At 39.9% G+C, this 16,193-nt stretch carries 13 protein-coding genes; 2 read left to right on the top strand and 11 right to left on the bottom strand.

The genetic code is table 11. The features are described from left to right. Nucleotides 1–21: 21 nt before the first annotated feature. The 8 genes from PBF_RS06730 to cyoE form a co-directional block, all read right to left on the bottom strand. A complete protein-coding gene (locus tag PBF_RS06730) occupies nucleotides 22–1,194 on the bottom strand; it encodes a GNAT family N-acetyltransferase (RefSeq protein WP_035328697.1) in 1,173 nt (390 codons plus the stop codon). 130 nt (nucleotides 1,195–1,324) lie between these two features. Further along, on the bottom strand, nucleotides 1,325–1,792 hold the full coding sequence (locus PBF_RS06725) for a DUF420 domain-containing protein (RefSeq protein WP_035328690.1): 468 nt from the start codon (nucleotides 1,790–1,792) through the stop codon (nucleotides 1,325–1,327). Nucleotides 1,793–2,284: 492 nt separating this feature from the next. Beyond that, the gene (gene ctaG / locus PBF_RS06720; RefSeq protein WP_035328688.1) at nucleotides 2,285–3,187 is read right to left on the bottom strand and encodes a cytochrome c oxidase assembly factor CtaG; all 903 of its coding nucleotides are present in this window, start codon (nucleotides 3,185–3,187) and stop codon (nucleotides 2,285–2,287) included. Nucleotides 3,188–3,367: 180 nt separating this feature from the next. Beyond that, nucleotides 3,368–3,703, bottom strand: coding sequence for a cytochrome c oxidase subunit IVB (gene ctaF, locus PBF_RS06715; protein ID WP_035328686.1), 336 nt, complete (start codon nucleotides 3,701–3,703; stop codon nucleotides 3,368–3,370). 4 nt (nucleotides 3,704–3,707) lie between these two features. Further along, a complete protein-coding gene (locus PBF_RS06710) occupies nucleotides 3,708–4,337 on the bottom strand; it encodes a cytochrome (ubi)quinol oxidase subunit III (RefSeq protein ID WP_035328684.1) in 630 nt (209 codons plus the stop codon). Continuing rightward, nucleotides 4,337–6,205: a cytochrome c oxidase subunit I gene (gene ctaD / locus PBF_RS06705; RefSeq protein ID WP_035328682.1), complete on the bottom strand. Its 1,869-nt coding sequence runs from the start codon at nucleotides 6,203–6,205 to the stop codon at nucleotides 4,337–4,339. Before ctaD ends, PBF_RS06710 begins: the two co-directional genes overlap by 1 nt. A 28-nt stretch (nucleotides 6,206–6,233) precedes the next feature. Beyond that, a complete protein-coding gene (gene coxB, locus PBF_RS06700; protein ID WP_035328679.1) occupies nucleotides 6,234–7,310 on the bottom strand; it encodes a cytochrome c oxidase subunit II in 1,077 nt (358 codons plus the stop codon). Nucleotides 7,311–7,421: 111 nt separating this feature from the next. Then, nucleotides 7,422–8,360 (bottom strand): heme o synthase, encoded by a 939-nt coding sequence (gene cyoE / locus PBF_RS06695; RefSeq protein WP_035328676.1) that lies wholly within the window; start codon nucleotides 8,358–8,360, stop codon nucleotides 7,422–7,424. A 638-nt stretch (nucleotides 8,361–8,998) separates the two neighbouring features. Here cyoE and PBF_RS06690 point away from each other — a divergent pair. Beyond that, the gene (locus PBF_RS06690) at nucleotides 8,999–9,976 is read left to right on the top strand and encodes a COX15/CtaA family protein (RefSeq protein WP_035328673.1); all 978 of its coding nucleotides are present in this window, start codon (nucleotides 8,999–9,001) and stop codon (nucleotides 9,974–9,976) included. Nucleotides 9,977–10,021: 45 nt separating this feature from the next. Here the strand turns inward: PBF_RS06690 and pyc are convergent, their stop codons facing one another. The 3 genes from pyc to PBF_RS06675 all read right to left on the bottom strand — a co-directional run bounded on the left by pyc (nucleotide 10,022) and on the right by PBF_RS06675 (nucleotide 15,387). After that, a complete protein-coding gene (pyc, locus tag PBF_RS06685) occupies nucleotides 10,022–13,462 on the bottom strand; it encodes a pyruvate carboxylase (RefSeq protein ID WP_035328671.1) in 3,441 nt (1,146 codons plus the stop codon). Between the two features lie 182 nt (nucleotides 13,463–13,644). Next, complete coding sequence (locus PBF_RS06680) at nucleotides 13,645–14,847, bottom strand: FtsW/RodA/SpoVE family cell cycle protein (protein WP_035328668.1); 1,203 nt, start codon at nucleotides 14,845–14,847, stop codon at nucleotides 13,645–13,647. A 258-nt stretch (nucleotides 14,848–15,105) separates the two neighbouring features. After that, nucleotides 15,106–15,387 carry a YlaN family protein gene (locus PBF_RS06675; RefSeq protein WP_035328665.1) on the bottom strand — a complete coding sequence of 94 codons (282 nt, stop codon included), beginning with the start codon at nucleotides 15,385–15,387 and terminating at the stop codon, nucleotides 15,106–15,108. A gap of 275 nt (nucleotides 15,388–15,662) precedes the next feature. Between PBF_RS06675 and PBF_RS06670 the strand changes: the two genes are divergently transcribed. After that, the gene (locus PBF_RS06670) at nucleotides 15,663–16,160 is read left to right on the top strand and encodes a hypothetical protein (protein ID WP_035328662.1); all 498 of its coding nucleotides are present in this window, start codon (nucleotides 15,663–15,665) and stop codon (nucleotides 16,158–16,160) included. Nucleotides 16,161–16,193: the final 33 nt, after the last annotated feature.

The raw sequence follows: 16,193 nt of genomic DNA, 5'->3' as shown, positions 1-16,193 counted from the left end.
AAACATCTGAACTGAGTTTCCTTAAAAAAAGTCATAGAAAAAGGACTTTTGCACAGGAATTTTTCTTTCAAGTATTTCTGCATCATTTCTTGGACCTTTAATTTCACCTAGATCATATAACTCCATTGGCCTCTTATAGCCAATTATAATCGCTGAAAAAGCATTGATAGACATATGCAGGCCTCGTGCTGGAGCGTTTGTGCATTGGCTTCCTACTTTCTCTTTAAACACCCTGACACCTTCGTCAGCAATTAGGTAGCTTCCATTATTCCATGGTGCATGGGGATCCTCAATATGCAGAAAGACATTTTCACTATTTTCATTGAAAGAATATTGGCCGAGACACTTTCCAGCATTGACGATTCTCCCCATAAAGTACGGAAAAACCTCCATTTTTAAATTAGGCTGATACAGGTAATAAGGAAATGGATCGTGTACTGATGTAATGATCTTTACTTCCTCAACCATTGAATCATGCTGACAGATAAAGTTCCATAAATTCACTCTGGCTTCCTGATTTAGAGCTGCGAATTCTTCGATATCCATTTTATTGTCTTTTACCTTAAATAATATATAGCCCTGTCCTTCACCTGAGTCGTTAAAATACACTGCAATCTGGCAATCAGAATACACAAAGTTCTCCCACCAGTATGAGTCTCTTACAAGCCCTCCTGAATAACGCTGCATATATTCCTTATAAATCTTTTCGATGGTTAATGTGTGCTGGTTCTTAGTAAATCGCTTAATGGTCCCTGAAGGTTTTCCCGTCATTTTTAAATCTATTTTCTTAATAAGCGTTTTCTTATATTCAGTGAATATCTCCCATCCGTATTTCCGATAGAAAGAAATATCGAATGGATGCAAAAATGAAAATAGCTGACCCTTATTGTTCATCTCGGCTAAAGCGTGCTTGATCAGGCTGCTCACATGCCCTTTTCTTCTGAATTCTGGATATGTTGCCACACCAGCAATACCTCCCATATCCCATTCAAAGCCATTAATATGAACTTTAAGGGGGATGATGTGAAGTTTGGCAGCCAAACTTTCCCCTTCCCGGATACCAAAAATGGCATGATTTTTTAAACGTTCCATCCTGGCCGGGATATCAGCTTCAGGCACATTGTACTGGAAGGCATACATGGAAAGCTTCATCGCCTCAAGATATTCATTCTCTGTTAATTTACTTACCGACACAAAATTCACTCCCAATTAAATATCATTATAACTATTCGCCATATACTTATTAAGTCCTTTTAATTTAGAAGTGGATAATTTTTTGGCATAAAAAAATACCGCTAAACAGCCAGCGGCATCTCATAACATGTTACGTACCCAGGATTGCTTTTATAACTGAAGTGGTTTCTCCACCATGGTAGAAAACGTACAGCAGCAGATAGACTGCAACACCTGTTATGCCAGTAAAAAACCAGACCACACTAGTTATCGGTCCCAATTTCCTATGTGCTGCCACTTTATTTTTATAGCCCGTATATAACGAGATAATTCCTAAAACTGCCCCAACAGTTGCCAGGGTAATATGGAAAATTAAGAAAATCGTATAATAAATTTTTATATCATCAGGGCCGCCAAATGCAGTATTCCCGATAAAAACAGTTCTGCTGGCATAAATGATAAAGAAAATAACAGCAAACACAGCAGCCAAAGTCATTGTTTTCTTATGAGCCTCAAGCTTTTTTTTGCTGATTTGCACCCAACCAATCGCAACCGTTATTGCACTTAAAACAATAAAGGTTGTGCTTATGGTAGGGAGTATAGGCAATGAGTATTCCATAAATTCTTCCTCTCTCCAATATCAGTTTAAAATGCATCTTCAAGGTGTTTTTATCACAAAGTTCATTTTATTAAAGTGTACTATATTTTTCAACAAACAGTATGAGCTTTTAATAAAAGTTCCTTAAATGTTCAATATTTATTTAATACCATGTGAGCATTATCATTGCAATACGCCACCATCATTACTTTATCGAAAAAATAAACTCCAGCCTCTGACTGGAGTTTATTTTTTATCGCAGTCTAACGGACAGTAGGCACCCCCGCTTCAAGACTCAGAGGAATCAACGGAGGATAAGTGGGGGTCAAACTGCCCGTAAAGGCCCGATTGTTGAGATACAGTGAAACTTGCCGAGGCGCAGGCAGAGGCTTAGTTGAACCAATCTGGTTCGTAGTGTCGATTGATCGAAGCGCTAGCGGAGATCCTAGCGACACTAGAACGCGACTAGCAATCAGTGGGGATAAAGAACACCCCACTGATTGAAGTTTCACTTTATTTTACTAAATGCGGATTTAGGATAGTTTCTTCTTCTGAAGGTGTAATTTCCTGTTCTTTTTTGTACCATGCATAGAAGATTTGCGCAAGAATAAAGCCATATACAATTTCCTGGATTATCTTCATAATGACCCCGCCAAGCTGCTGATCGTGTATAAGTGACATTGAATTGAACATTTCCGGCCCGCTAAGATTGAGGCTTGCCAGTGTCGCAGAAGGAACACATAACTGAAGGGCCTGTGCCCAAGCATTTGGATCAGAATATGTGCTGTACATTGGAGTATCTGCAAAAATGATCAGAGCACATGCAGGAGTCAATAAAACTCCATTTGCAAAAATGTATCCCACCTTTTTCAAGCCGTCCAGTGACTCCATTTCAGGAAGCTCATTAATAGTCGGCCACCACATAAAGATTGCCAGAAGAAACAGGCCAGATGTATACACAGTATGAAACAACATATCCGTTTTTACCACGTCAAAAACATCTGGTATGTGGTATATAGAAAATACTCCATTAAACAGGATAATGGCGATTAATGGCTTTGTAAAAATACTGAATACAGGTTTAATAGCTTTGCGATTAACCACTCTTCTCCACACCCACTGAGGGATTCCCATGACTACAAGGGGAGGAACAACTAAATACAGGATAGCCATCTGTATCATATGGGCATAAAACATTAAATGGCCCATCAGATCCAGCGGAGAGCCTTTGATCGCATACAACACAATCATAGCGATTGTAAAATACACACCCTGCCTTTTAGTTAATGGCTCACTATCATTGAACTTTCCACGATACTTCACTGTTAACATAAAGTAGCCTGCAAGAATCACTGCTACAAATAAAAAGAAATATGGACTCCAAAGTGCACGGAAACCGAATATTTCCAAAGACATGCTATCACCTCATTAAATAATTCCCAACCGGCCTTATACGTTCCCAATACTAAGCGATATTGACAAGTACTATTATACTCTCTTCAGTCTGCAATCTCAATAAATCGGAAATTGGGTATTAATTGCAAATACTTCATTACATAAAAAGAAAATCGGCCAACAGCCGATTTTCTTTTTAACTTACCACCAAATAACAGTCAAGAAAGCAATGATTGTGATAAATCCGACAAATGCTCCTGAGTATAAGAACAAAGACGGTGCTTCATGACCTTTGTGGCTCATATGCATGAAATAATATAATTGGAAGATTACTTGCACAAGAGCAAGAATCAGGATGAACGGCACTATAAACCATCCGGAGAAACCTTCATAACCTGCTGCTACGAACGCAACAATTGTCAGGAAGATCATTAGTGCAAACGTGATAACTTGATGTCTCATCTCTTCTGCACTTTTTTTGCGTCTATATTCAATGTCTACTCTTGGGTTACCTGAGTTTGGTTGTTGATTGGCCATCAGTTTATCCCACCATTCCCATTAAATATACTACTGTGAAGATGAATACCCATACAACGTCGATAAAGTGCCAGTATAGGCTGGCGACATAAAACTTAGGAGCATTGTAAAGGCTCAATCCTCTTTTGCTGTTTCGGATCATCAAAGTAGTGATCCATAATAAACCGAATGCCACGTGAGCACCATGGAATCCAACTAACGTGTAGAAGGCTGAACCAAAGGCACTGCTTGTGAAGCTATGATGGAATTCATGCACATAGTGATTGAACTCGTAAATTTCCAAACCGAGGAATCCAAGTCCAAGCAAAACAGTAATTCCAAGCCATAGCTGCATTTTTTTGAAGTTGAAGTTCTTCATGTGATACATAGCATATACGCTTGTGAGCGAGCTTGTTAATAGCAGCATTGTCATAATAAATGCCAGTGGAATTTCAAACAAGTCTTTCGCAAGAGCCATGTCACTGCTAGGTACTTTGTCTTTTAAAGCAAGGTAAGTGGCGAAAAGGGAGGCGAATAAAACCGTCTCTCCCCCAAGGAAAAACCAGAAACCTAAGAATTTGTTCTTGGCTTCGAGGGTTTGCTTTTCAGGCGACGCAGGCCATGTTTCATAAGTCATTTTTTGCTCAGTAGCCATTATGCCTTAACCCCCTTATCATTAGTGTCTTCCAAATCTTCTTTATGAATGTGGTATCCATGATCATCTTTGACAGAACGCACAAACATGGAGCCTAGAGTAATAAGCATACCCACGATTAGTACTGGGATACCCCAGCTGTGTTCTGCGCGGTACATTGCACCAAATGCAGCAACAAATAAACCGAAAGAAATCACAAATGGAATGAACGAGTTGTTTGGCATATGGATATCACCAAGCGGCTCAGCAGGCGACATGCCTTTTTTACCTTCCATTTTTTCAAGCCAGTATGCATCAAGGCCGCGAATAAGCGGAAGCTGCTTGAAGTTATAGAATGGAGGCGGTGATGGAATGGCCCATTCTAGTGTACGGCCGTCTCCCCAAGGATCATTGCCAACTTTTTCATTTTTAACGCTGGTAATAACAATATTTATTAACAAGATGATTACTGCAGCTGCCATGAAGAAAGCACCTACAGTACTTACCATATTCGACGTTTCAAATCCCTGTCCAGGAAGGTAAGTGAAAATACGGCGCGGCATTCCCCAAAGTCCAAGGAAATGCTGGATAAAGAATGTTAAATGGAATCCAATAAAGAATAATACGAACGTAATTTTTCCAAGGAATTCGTTTAACATTGTACCGAACATTTTTGGCCAGTATAGGTGAGCACCTGCAAATAATGCAAACACAACACCTCCGACAATAACATAATGGAAGTGGGCAACTACAAAGTAGCTGTCATGGTACTGGTAATCCTGTGCAGCAGACGCCAGCATAACACCAGTAACACCTCCGGCTACGAATGAAGGAATAAAGGCAATAGCCCAAAGCATCGGTGTTGTAAAAGTGATGCTTCCGCCCCACATTGTAAATAGCCAGTTAAAGATCTTAATACCAGTCGGTACGGCAATTGCCATTGTTGCAACAGCAAAAATCGCGTTTGCAATCGGCCCCATACCAGTTGTAAACATATGGTGAGCCCATACCATGAATCCTAAGAAGCCAATAAGAACCGTTGCGAATACCATTGAAGAGTATCCGAAAAGGCGTTTTCTTGAGAAAATTGCAAAAATCTCGGAGAAAATACCGAAAGCCGGCAATACCAGGATGTAAACTTCAGGGTGTCCAAAAATCCAGAAGAAATGCTCCCAGATAATTGTATTACCACCCATTGCAGGATCAAAAAAGTTAGATCCAAACATGCGGTCGAAAATTAATAGGAATAATCCTACTGTTAAAGCAGGGAATGCAAATAAAATCAATGCTGATGTAACAAATGTAGCCCAAGTGAACATAGGCATACGCATGTATGTCATACCAGGAGCACGCATGTTAATGATGGTAACAAGGAAGTTGATACCCCCGATTAACGTACCAGCACCTGATATCTGCAGTCCAAGTGCATAGAAGTCGATCCCATGCCCTTCAGAAGCAATTGATAAAGAAGCATAAGAAGTCCAGCCGGCATCAGGAGCTCCGCCTAAGAACCATGATAGGTTCAAGAAAACTCCGCCAAAGAAAAACAGCCAGAATCCTAAAGAGTTCAAGAATGGGAATGCAACGTCACGCGCACCGATCTGAAGCGGCATAACAGCATTCATAAAAGCAAAAATCAGTGGCATAGCTGCCAAGAAGATCATCGTTGTACCGTGCATAGTTAAAATTTCATTATACAATCCGGCACTTACAAAGTCATTATTTGGTACTGCAAGCTGGATACGGATGAACATGGCTTCCAATCCGCCAAGCAAGAAGAAAAATCCGCCAGCTATAAGATAAAGGATTGCGATTTTTTTATGATCAACCGTTGTTAAGTAATCCCATAAAACCGCTCCGAAACCTTTTTTTTGTGCTAAGGTACTCACAATTTTACCTCCCTTTTCAAAAAATCCCCTATTGTTCCATAACCTTTAAGCCCATTAAATATTCTGTCAGGGCATCAAGCTCTTCTTCAGACAATTCACCATAAGTACCTGTCATTTTATTTCCAGGTTTGAATGTTTCCGGATCTCTTAACCAATCCTTAAGATCTTCTTCAGTATGATCAAGGATACCGGCTATACGGTCACGATCACCGAAGTTTGTTAAGTTAGGAGCTAAACGAGCTGCTTCAGGAGCAGTGTTTGCCGGTGTTACAGCATGACAGCCGATACAGCTGTTATTGAAGACTTCCTGACCAGCTTGTGCCAGATCTGTCTCTGCCTTTTTAGGTTCTTTTACTTCTGCCATTGCAGTTGCCCATTGATCGAATTCATCACGTGGAACCGCTTTAACTTTGAAATCCATTAATGCATGGGAAGGACCGCAAAGCTCAGCACATTTTCCATAAAAGTAATTATCGGCTTCTGCAGCCTTTTCACTGTCAAACTTCAGCCAGAACTTATTCACGTTGTCCGTGTTTGTATCCAGCTTACCGCCTACAGCAGGTATCCAGAAGGAGTGCTTAACATCAGAAGCAATAAGATTGAAATAAACTTTTTCATCCGTTGGCACAACTAATTCCTGGCCAGTGATAATTTCCTGGTTTGGATACTCAAATTCCCACCAGTATAAGTTTGCACGCACATTAACAACAAGTGCATCTGTTTTGCCTTCTTCATTCTTTTTTTCCATTGGGCCTACATCAGCAAGCTTAAAGGTAGCTGAAACTGTCGGTACAGCAAGAATAAGAAGCAAAAGAATAGGAATAACAGTCCAAATGATTTCCAGTTTGTGGCTTCCTTCAACTTGTTTTGGAATTCTGTCGTCCTTGCGGCGGAATTTAAAAACAACAATAAAGAAGATTACTGTTACGACCGCAATTACTCCTACCATTATTACAGTACTTAACACCATCAAATCAAATTGTGTCTGCGCCACTTCGCCGGCAGGTTTAAGCGTAGATAAATACGGTTTGCCGGAGCAAGCGGAAAGAATGAGCGCCATCATTGCAAACAGAGAAAAAAGACGCCACTTTGCAAGCCTTTTCATAGCTTAATCAAACCCCTCTTTCGTAAAGATTTCATTTTTTGAATTGTTTGATCAAAAAATATGGATAAATCCCCTCTCGTTATTAACGAAAGAAGGAATTTCCTAACTAAGTTAAATAAGTGTGATAATTACCATGGCTACAAACATGATGGTCAGATATTGCAGGGAGTATACAAACATTAATGTAGCCCATTTAATATCATCATTAAACTTCCTTGCATATAACCCAGTCAATAACCAGCCAATGTTTAAAACCCCAGCAAGTATCATGAATGGCAATCCAAGTGATGGCATAAGAAACGGAAGCGGCAATAATGCTGCAACCCAAATGTAGATATGCCTTTTAGTGGTTTTAAACCCTTTTACAACTGGGAGCATTGGAACTCCCGCGGCCCGGTATTCCTCCGCCCTTCTCATAGCCAGTGCATAAAAATGAGGAGGCTGCCAGATAAACACGATAGCGAACAGCATCCAAGCCATAGGGTCAAGATTGCCATCCGCAGCGGCCCACCCAATCAATGGTGGAACTGCCCCTGAAATGCTGCCTACAATCGTATTGGAAACAAACCTGCGTTTCGTCCACATTGTATATAGGACAACATAGCTGAAAACACCAATTAATCCAATTACAACTGCTGCTGCTGTTGTAAACATTAAAAAGGCGGTACCAAGGCCAATAAGCAGAAAACTCAAAAGTGCCACCTTGCCCGGGTTCACTTTCCCTGTAACAGTTGGCCTCCCTTTTGTCCTTTCCATTAATGGATCAATGTCGCGGTCAATATAATTATTTAAGCTGCAGGAGCCTGCAATAATCAATGAGGAGCCGATTACCGTATAAAGAACCAAGTCCAGATTATTGAAAAATCCGTTTCCGGAAAAATGCAATGCAAGCCAAAGACCGGTGAAGGTTGTAATCAGATTGGAATTCACAATGCCAATTTTGATAAGAGCAAGGAAGTCTTTCCAAACTGTAGTCTCAGGTATATCTTTTTGAAGGCTTCGCTCTCTATTCTCAAAAGCAGCATCACTCAAAGCCCGTGAATCAGACATATCTTTTCCTCCTTAATCCCTTATCGTGAACATTACACCTACTATAAAGGATAAATGCCCTGAAAGCCATATTCACGATAAAAAACGAGGGTGAACCCTGGATGAATAATAATCATACTAATAGTTTTCTACCATTAATAATGTATTTAAACTGTTTACTATCTAAATGAATCTAAACCATTTCTCTGTATATTAAATCACACTTTAAAACTCTTTTGTGAATTTTTTTAGAATAATTTATGACTAATTTGTGTCAAAGTCTAAATTCACTTTAAAGAAAGGGTTTATTTTTGAGATAATAAAACAGCTTCTGAAAACTATGGAGGAAAGAAAATATACTCACTTTTATGTATTTATGGGTTACTATCCGCGACAGGGGACATCCATTTTATACCCCCTTTATATTTCTAGCAAACTCTATTATAAGTTTCAACCTTTTTTACTATAATTAACTTTATAATTTTTATAACTGTTGTAAAAAGCTTTTTATTCCTGTACTATCGAAAAAGTAAATGGACGCACATTCATATATGGCTTTTTATAGAATCTTTGTTAAGATAGATAATGGACAAATACGCAGTAAATCAATTATTGACATTTATTATTAAACCTAGAATATTTAAAGAAGGTGAAAGGCTTTGCAACGATCTTTAAAATGGCTTGCTGTTCTTACATCAATCGGCATGCTTTTGGTTTTGCTGGGCGGTGCCCTTGTAACGAAAACAGAATCAGGTATGGGGTGCGGGAAATCGTGGCCGCTTTGCAATGGCGAGCTAGTTCCCACCGATATTACTCCTGAACTGATTATCGAACTGGCACATAGACTAGTTTCAGGCGCTATCGGATTTATGGTTCTTATATTATCGGTTTGGACATGGAAAAAAATAGGACATATTAGAGAGACAAAGTTTTTAGCGCTGACTTCGCTTTTTTTCCTAATCCTGCAGGCTTTAATTGGCGCTGCCGCAGTAGTATGGGGGCAATCTGATTTTGTGCTTGCCCTTCATTTCGGAATTTCTTTAATATCATTTGCTGCAGTACTGCTCCTGACTTTGCTTATTTTTGAAGTAGATAAAAAATTTGAGGCAGAGAAGCTTATTATCGATAAAAGAATGAGGAAACATATTATTGGAGTTTCTTTATACAGCTATGCGGTTGTTTACACTGGCGCTCTTGTGCGTCATGTAAATGCAAGCCTTGTGTGCCGTGACTGGCCGCTTTGTATAAATGGATCTTTCGCACTTCCCGCTAATATGTACGAATGGGTACAAATGGGGCACCGGGCTGCCGCGGGCTTAATTTTCATATGGATTGGTTACATTACCTATCTGGCCATTAAACATTACAAGGACCAGAAGGTAATTTACTGGGGCTGGATTATTTCATTTATCTTAGTTTCACTCCAGGTTGCCGCTGGAGCATTGGTTGTTTTAACCAGACTTAACTTGTATATAGCTCTTGCACACGCCTTCTTTATTTCCTGCTTATTTGGAGTATTAAGTTATTTTATCCTCCTGTCTTCACGAAGCAGAAAGAATGAACTGGCTGTTTCAGCAGTTATGGAAAAAGAGAAAAATGATGAATCTGCTATCCCTACCATTACTTCCATACCATAAAAACAATAAACAAAAGAGCTTCGGCAATTGCCGAAGCTCTTTTGTTTATTTTGACAACTCTATCAGCAGGTCTCCAGTTTGAATCGCTTCACCATTTGAGACGAAAATATCCTTCACAATTCCAGAGAATGGTGCCTGTACAGTGGTTTCCATCTTCATAGCCTCTGTAATCATTAAGTGATCGCCTTTTTCGACTTTTTCACCTTTTTCTACAAGTAACTTGATGACAGTTCCCGGCATGCTGGCTGCAATATGGCTTTCATTATGCGGATCAGCTTTTGCCTTGGCTGCTGCTGTAGCTTTTATGCTTTCATCTTTTATGCTGACTTCACGCGGCTGGCCATTTAGCTCGAAATACACAATTCTTGTGCCATCAGCTTGAGGCTGACCTATCGAAACTAATTTAACTATTAATGTTTTACCTGTTTCAATTTCAATTTCCACTTCTTCACCAAGTCTTAGACCATAGAGGAATGTAGGTGTATCAAGAACAGAAATATCACCAAATTGATCGCAAGTCTTTATATAATCCATAAATACTTTTGGATACAGTGCATAGGCAATTGCCTCAAAGCTTGTAACCTGTCTGCCCAATTCATTAAAGAGTTTTTCTTTCAAGGCATCGAAATCGACATCTTCAAGAAGTTCCCCCGGTCGGACTGTGATTGGCTCCCTGTCTTTCAATATGACCTTTTGCAGTTCAGCAGGGAATCCACCATATGGCTGTCCCAGATAGCCTTCAAAAAGCTCTACAACTGAGTCTGGAAAATCCAGAGATTTGCCTTTATTCAGAACATCCTGCTCTGTCAGCTGATTCTGGACCATAAACAACGCCATATCACCAACTACCTTGGAGGAAGGTGTAACTTTAACAATATCACCAAACATTTGGTTCACACGGGAATACATGTCTTTAACTTCATCCCACTTATCTCCAAGGCCCACAGCTTTGGCCTGCTGCTGAAGATTACTGTATTGCCCGCCAGGCATCTCATGCTGATAGACTTCTGAATGAGGTGCTTTCATGCCGCTTTCGAAGTCCTGGTAATATTTGCGGACATCTTCCCAATAGTAAGATAATTGCTCGAGCGACTGGATATCAATATTTGGCTGTCTGTCATTTCCCTGCAGCGCGTAATATAAAGAGTTAGCACTTGGCTGGGATGTTAAGCCTGCCATTGTGCTCAGGGCCGTATCCACAATATCCACTCCAGCTTCAATAGCCTTTGCATATGTGTAAATCCCATTTCCGCTCGTATCATGAGTATGAAGATGAATTGGAATGTCAACAGTCTCTTTCAATTCAGAAATAAGGGTGTAGGCTGACTGCGGCTTCAATAAACCAGCCATATCTTTGATGGCCAATATATGAGCTCCCTGATTTTCCAGTTCCTTTGCCAAGTCTTTATAGTATTTGAGATTGTACTTCGTCCTGGCAGGATCCAGAATATCCCCTGTATAGCACATAGCGGCTTCAGCAATTTTTCCTGTCTGGCGGACAGCATCAATTGCAACTTCCATCCCTTTAACCCAATTAAGGCTATCGAAAATCCGGAATACATCAATGCCAGCGTAGGCTGATTTTTCTACGAACTCTCTTATTACATTATCCGGATAGTTTTTATACCCGACTGCATTGGAAGCACGAAGAAGCATCTGGAATAAAACATTTGGAATTTTTTCCCGTAAAGTCAATAATCTATCCCAAGGATCTTCTTTCAGGAATCTGTACGCAACATCAAAAGTTGCACCACCCCACATCTCAAAAGAAAACATATCCGGAAGCAATTTTGCTGTCGGTTCTGCGATATGCTTCAAATCATTCGTTCTTACCCGCGTCGCAAGCAGAGATTGATGCGCATCACGGAAGGTTGTATCCGTTATCAGGACTTCTTTTCGTTCTTTAATCCATTTTACAAGCCCTTCAGGACCTTGATTATCTAAAATTTGCTTTGTGCCGTCCTGGTAATCTGTGCTGTATTTTAATTTCGGTACTCGAGGCTCATCAAATACCGGACGCTTTTTCTTTTCAATTCCCGGAAATCCATTTACTGTAACATTCCCGATATAATTCAGCATCTTCGTTCCGCGGTCTTTCCTTTTCGGGAAGAGGAATAGTTCAGGTGTCTCATCAATAAATGATGTATCATATTCCCCTCTTAAAAATTTCTCGTGCTTTACTACGTTCTCAAGGAAAGGAATGTTTGTTTTAATGCCCCTGATTCGGAACTCCTGGAGATTTCGCACCATTTTTGATGCTGCCTGCTGGAACGTCATTGCGTGCGTTGAGAGTTTAACAAGCAGTGAATCATAATAAGGAGTGATTACTGCGCCCTGGAAACCATTTCCCGCATCAAGCCTCACTCCGAAACCGCCGCCCGATCTGTATGCCATTAATCTGCCAGTATCAGGCATGAAATTATTTAATGGGTCCTCTGTTGTAACACGTGATTGAATGGCATAGCCATGTACATGAATATTTTCCTGTTTAGGAACACCAACTTCTTTGCTGTGCAGCGAGTAGCCTTCAGCCACCAGAATTTGAGTTTGTACAATATCAACACCTGTTACCATTTCGGTGATCGTATGCTCAACTTGCACACGCGGATTTACTTCTATGAAATAAAACTGATCCCCTGAAACGAGAAATTCCACCGTTCCTGCATTTATATAATCTACATTCTTCATCAGGTTGACAGCAGCCTGGCATATATCGTCTCTCAGATGCTCCGGCAGGGAGACACAAGGTGCAACTTCAACAACTTTCTGGTGGCGCCTTTGGACTGAACAATCCCTTTCATACAGGTGAACAATATTTCCTTCATGGTCACCGATGATTTGAACTTCTATATGCTTTGGTCTTTCTATGAATCTTTCAACATAAACCTCATCATTGCCAAAAGCTGCTTTTGCCTCTGATTTTGCACGCTCATATGATTCCTTTACTTCTTCCAAGTTCCTTACGATGCGCATGCCTCTTCCTCCGCCACCCAGTGAAGCTTTAATAATAATTGGGAAGCCATGATTTTTGCCAAAGCTAATCACTTCATCCAGGCTTTCTACTGGACCATCACTGCCTGGAATAACCGGAATTTCAGCAAGCTGGGCTTGAGTTCTTGCTTTAACTTTATCTCCAAACATATCCAGATGCTTTGAAGTAGGTCCGATAAATATGATTCCTTCTTCCTCGCAACGTTTTGCGAATTCAATATTTTCAGAGAGAAATCCGTAGCCCGGATGAACGGCATCAACATCACTGCTTTTTGCTATATCAATGATTCCTTCAATATCAAGATAGGCATCTATCGGTTTTTTGCCCTCCCCTACCAGATAAGCTTCATCTGCTTTATAGCGGTGGTAGGATCCGGAATCTTCTTTTGAATAGATGGCTACCGTGCGAATATCCAGCTCTGTGCAGGCACGGAATACACGAATGGCAATTTCTCCTCTGTTGGCTACTAATACCTTGTTAATTCTTCTGCTCAAACAAAACACCCCGTCTTTATGTATTTTTTACAAATATTCTGCCAAATTTAAGTTTAGACCGGGCGGATTTTCCGCTAACCGGCCATAATAACTTTGATTGGCTGCCCCCTGATGGAAGCAATTATGTAATCAGCATCTGCTGATTTGATATATAAATAAAGCACTGTGAAAGTTATATGTGCCTATTTATGAATGGATAATGTTTTTTCGGAAGCCATTTCCATGGATTCCGGATTTGTCTCTTCATGTTTATTTTTGTATTTCTTTTCATAATTGACGAACATTGATACATTTACTAGAATTCCCATTGCAATTGAAAGCTGAAGCAGGGATGATCCTCCATAGCTTATAAAAGGAAGTGTAACACCAGTGAGCGGCATAACACCCGAAATTCCCGCTAAATTAATGAACGCCTGAATTCCTATCATGGCGGAAATCCCGATAGCAAGCAAGCTGCCAAAAGCATCTTTACACTTTAAACTGATAAAGATCCCCCTCAGGACAATGTACCCCAGAAGCAAAATGACAAAACCTACACCAAATGCCCCGAGCTCCTCAGCAATTACGGCCATAATGAAGTCTGTATGAGCTTCAGGAAGATACCCAAGTTTTTGTATACTCTCGCCAAGGCCCAGTCCTTTTAATCCGCCTGCTCCAAGGGCTATATAGGAATTCGAAAGCTGATATCCGAACTCCGAACCAAAGGGATCTCTAAATGCTTCTACCCTCCCCATTCGATAAGGAGCAAAAATTTTATCTCTTAACAAAAGGATAAAAGGAGCAGCCAGCAACACACCGAAAAGCCCCAGTTTAAATATGTTCTTGAAGTTCATGCCTGATGTAAAGATTACAGCTCCAGCCACAAGCAATATGATCATGGCTGAACCAAAATCAGGCTGGATGGCAACGAGGATTACGGCAAGAATCAGATAAGCAAGCGGGGGAAGAACCCCTTTGTTAAATTCATTAATATAGGGCTGCTTCTTTGCATAGACAGCAGCCAAATAGATAATGACTGAAAGCTTGACAAACTCCGCAGGCTGAAGGCTTCTTTTGCCGAATTCAAACCAGCTCATAGCCCCGCCCGCTACTTTTCCAAAGATAAATAACGCAATCAGGCCAAATAGCGAAAGGAACACCATCGGAACAAGAAATTTGTTGCTTTGCATAGCTTTGTATGGAAATAGAGCGACAAAAACGAAGACAATGCCTGAGATAATTAAATTCAGCTTTTGTTTATTGTAGAAAAAGTCGCTGTCCTGATCATAAATCTGCACAGCTGTTACCATGCTTGCACTGAAAACCATAATGAGTCCAAAAACCGATAACAGCGCTACAGCTATTATCAGGGTGTAATCATATGATTTTAATATTTTTTTAAACATCCAGCCCTCTTCCCTTATCTTCTAAGTTTATTACTTATTCTACTATAGTATTGAATATCCTGCTTTGAAGAAAAGAAAAGTTAATTTAAATGTAACACAGCGAGGAAAATAATTCTATGATTATGTTATACTATTTTTAAATTAAGTTATACAATATTAATAATTCTTTTCTTTTAGCTATACTAATTCCTATTTTTAACATAATACGGTTATAAAAAAACTCAAACAATCTTTGGAAGATGTTTGAGCTTTTTATCTTTATTTTTTTACTGAAGCTTCGTGGAGTATGGACAGCTCCCTTTCCAATTCATCTAAAATAGCCTTGCCTTCAGTCTCGTCAATTAATCCAAGACGGACAGCAAAATCTATTTCTCTGGATAAACCAAACATCTGGGTATCAAGAACTTCCTCATAGAGAGGGCATTGAGGCATGGTTAGATTATCCATTTGCACCTTTATTAACTTTAATATTTTAGCAGCATCTGCCTTTAATAGGGCATTTGCTTTTTCTTTGTGATCTATAATCATGTCAGAAGCCAACTTTCAATCCCTCCATTTCCGAGCGATTATCCTATCTATAAATTTTATACTTAAGCATGGAAAAAAGCAAGGATTATAAGGGATTCGATAGAGAAATGATTCCGGCATCAATTCAGAACTACACTAATAAGGCGGGTCATCAATCATTGATTCGTTCTGTTCAATTAACGGCTTTAACCAAATAGCACTCGGGAGTGTATGACAAGCGCTTTAAAAATCTGTATACTTAAATCATACATATATTTAGAATAAAAGCTGCTGCCAGGAGGTTCAATATGGAAAATATTATTGCTTTCAAAGGAAATGTAAAATATCAAATCACTTTAGATCCGGGAGTCTGGATATTCGATGACCGCAGGGTGGATTTGACAACATACTTTATACAGGACAATATAAGAAAAAATGAACTTGAGGAATACACTAAAGCAGTCTCAAAGCATTGGGATAGAGAAATCATGGAAGGCGCAGTTTTTCCTCCAACACTTAAAACAGAAAAGAAATTTGAAAAAGAAAAAGTCCTGACAGGCACATTCGGTATACCTTTTAAACCATTCCTAATGAATGCAGAGCCCGATGAGAGTGCAGAAATCGTTGTTATTGAAAGTGAAGATGGTGAAGCCAGATTGACACTATCTGAAGCCGAGGAATTAATATTGGGGTTCTCAAAGGATGGAAAACCATTAAAAGAGGATGGGCCAGTTCATGCCTATTTTGGGGATGGCAGCAACCAAAATTCCCCCATAAAAAGAGTGAAAGCATTTAGAGTGGAATGACCGGAGAGGGCGATTTGCATCGCCCTTTTTCTT

This window comes from Cytobacillus firmus DS1 (assembly GCF_000565285.1).
Taxonomy (GTDB): Bacteria; Bacillota; Bacilli; order Bacillales; family Cytobacillaceae; genus Cytobacillus; species Cytobacillus firmus_A.
Note: the sequence above shows the minus strand (reverse complement) of the source record. Positions and strands in the feature narration are given on the sequence as shown.

Excerpts from the sequence above, each read along its gene's own strand:
- PBF_RS06725 (WP_035328690.1), bottom strand. The coding sequence starts at position 1,792 with ATGGAATACTCATTGCCTATACTCCCTACCATAAGCACAACCTTTATT.
- ctaG (WP_035328688.1), bottom strand. The coding sequence starts at position 3,187 with ATGTCTTTGGAAATATTCGGTTTCCGTGCACTTTGGAGTCCATATTTC.
- ctaF (WP_035328686.1), bottom strand. The coding sequence starts at position 3,703 with ATGGCCAATCAACAACCAAACTCAGGTAACCCAAGAGTAGACATTGAA.
- PBF_RS06710 (WP_035328684.1), bottom strand. The coding sequence starts at position 4,337 with ATGGCTACTGAGCAAAAAATGACTTATGAAACATGGCCTGCGTCGCCT.
- coxB (WP_035328679.1), bottom strand. The coding sequence starts at position 7,310 with ATGAAAAGGCTTGCAAAGTGGCGTCTTTTTTCTCTGTTTGCAATGATG.
- cyoE (WP_035328676.1), bottom strand. The coding sequence starts at position 8,360 with ATGTCTGATTCACGGGCTTTGAGTGATGCTGCTTTTGAGAATAGAGAG.
- PBF_RS06680 (WP_035328668.1), bottom strand. The coding sequence starts at position 14,847 with ATGTTTAAAAAAATATTAAAATCATATGATTACACCCTGATAATAGCT.
- PBF_RS06670 (WP_035328662.1), top strand. The coding sequence starts at position 15,663 with ATGGAAAATATTATTGCTTTCAAAGGAAATGTAAAATATCAAATCACT.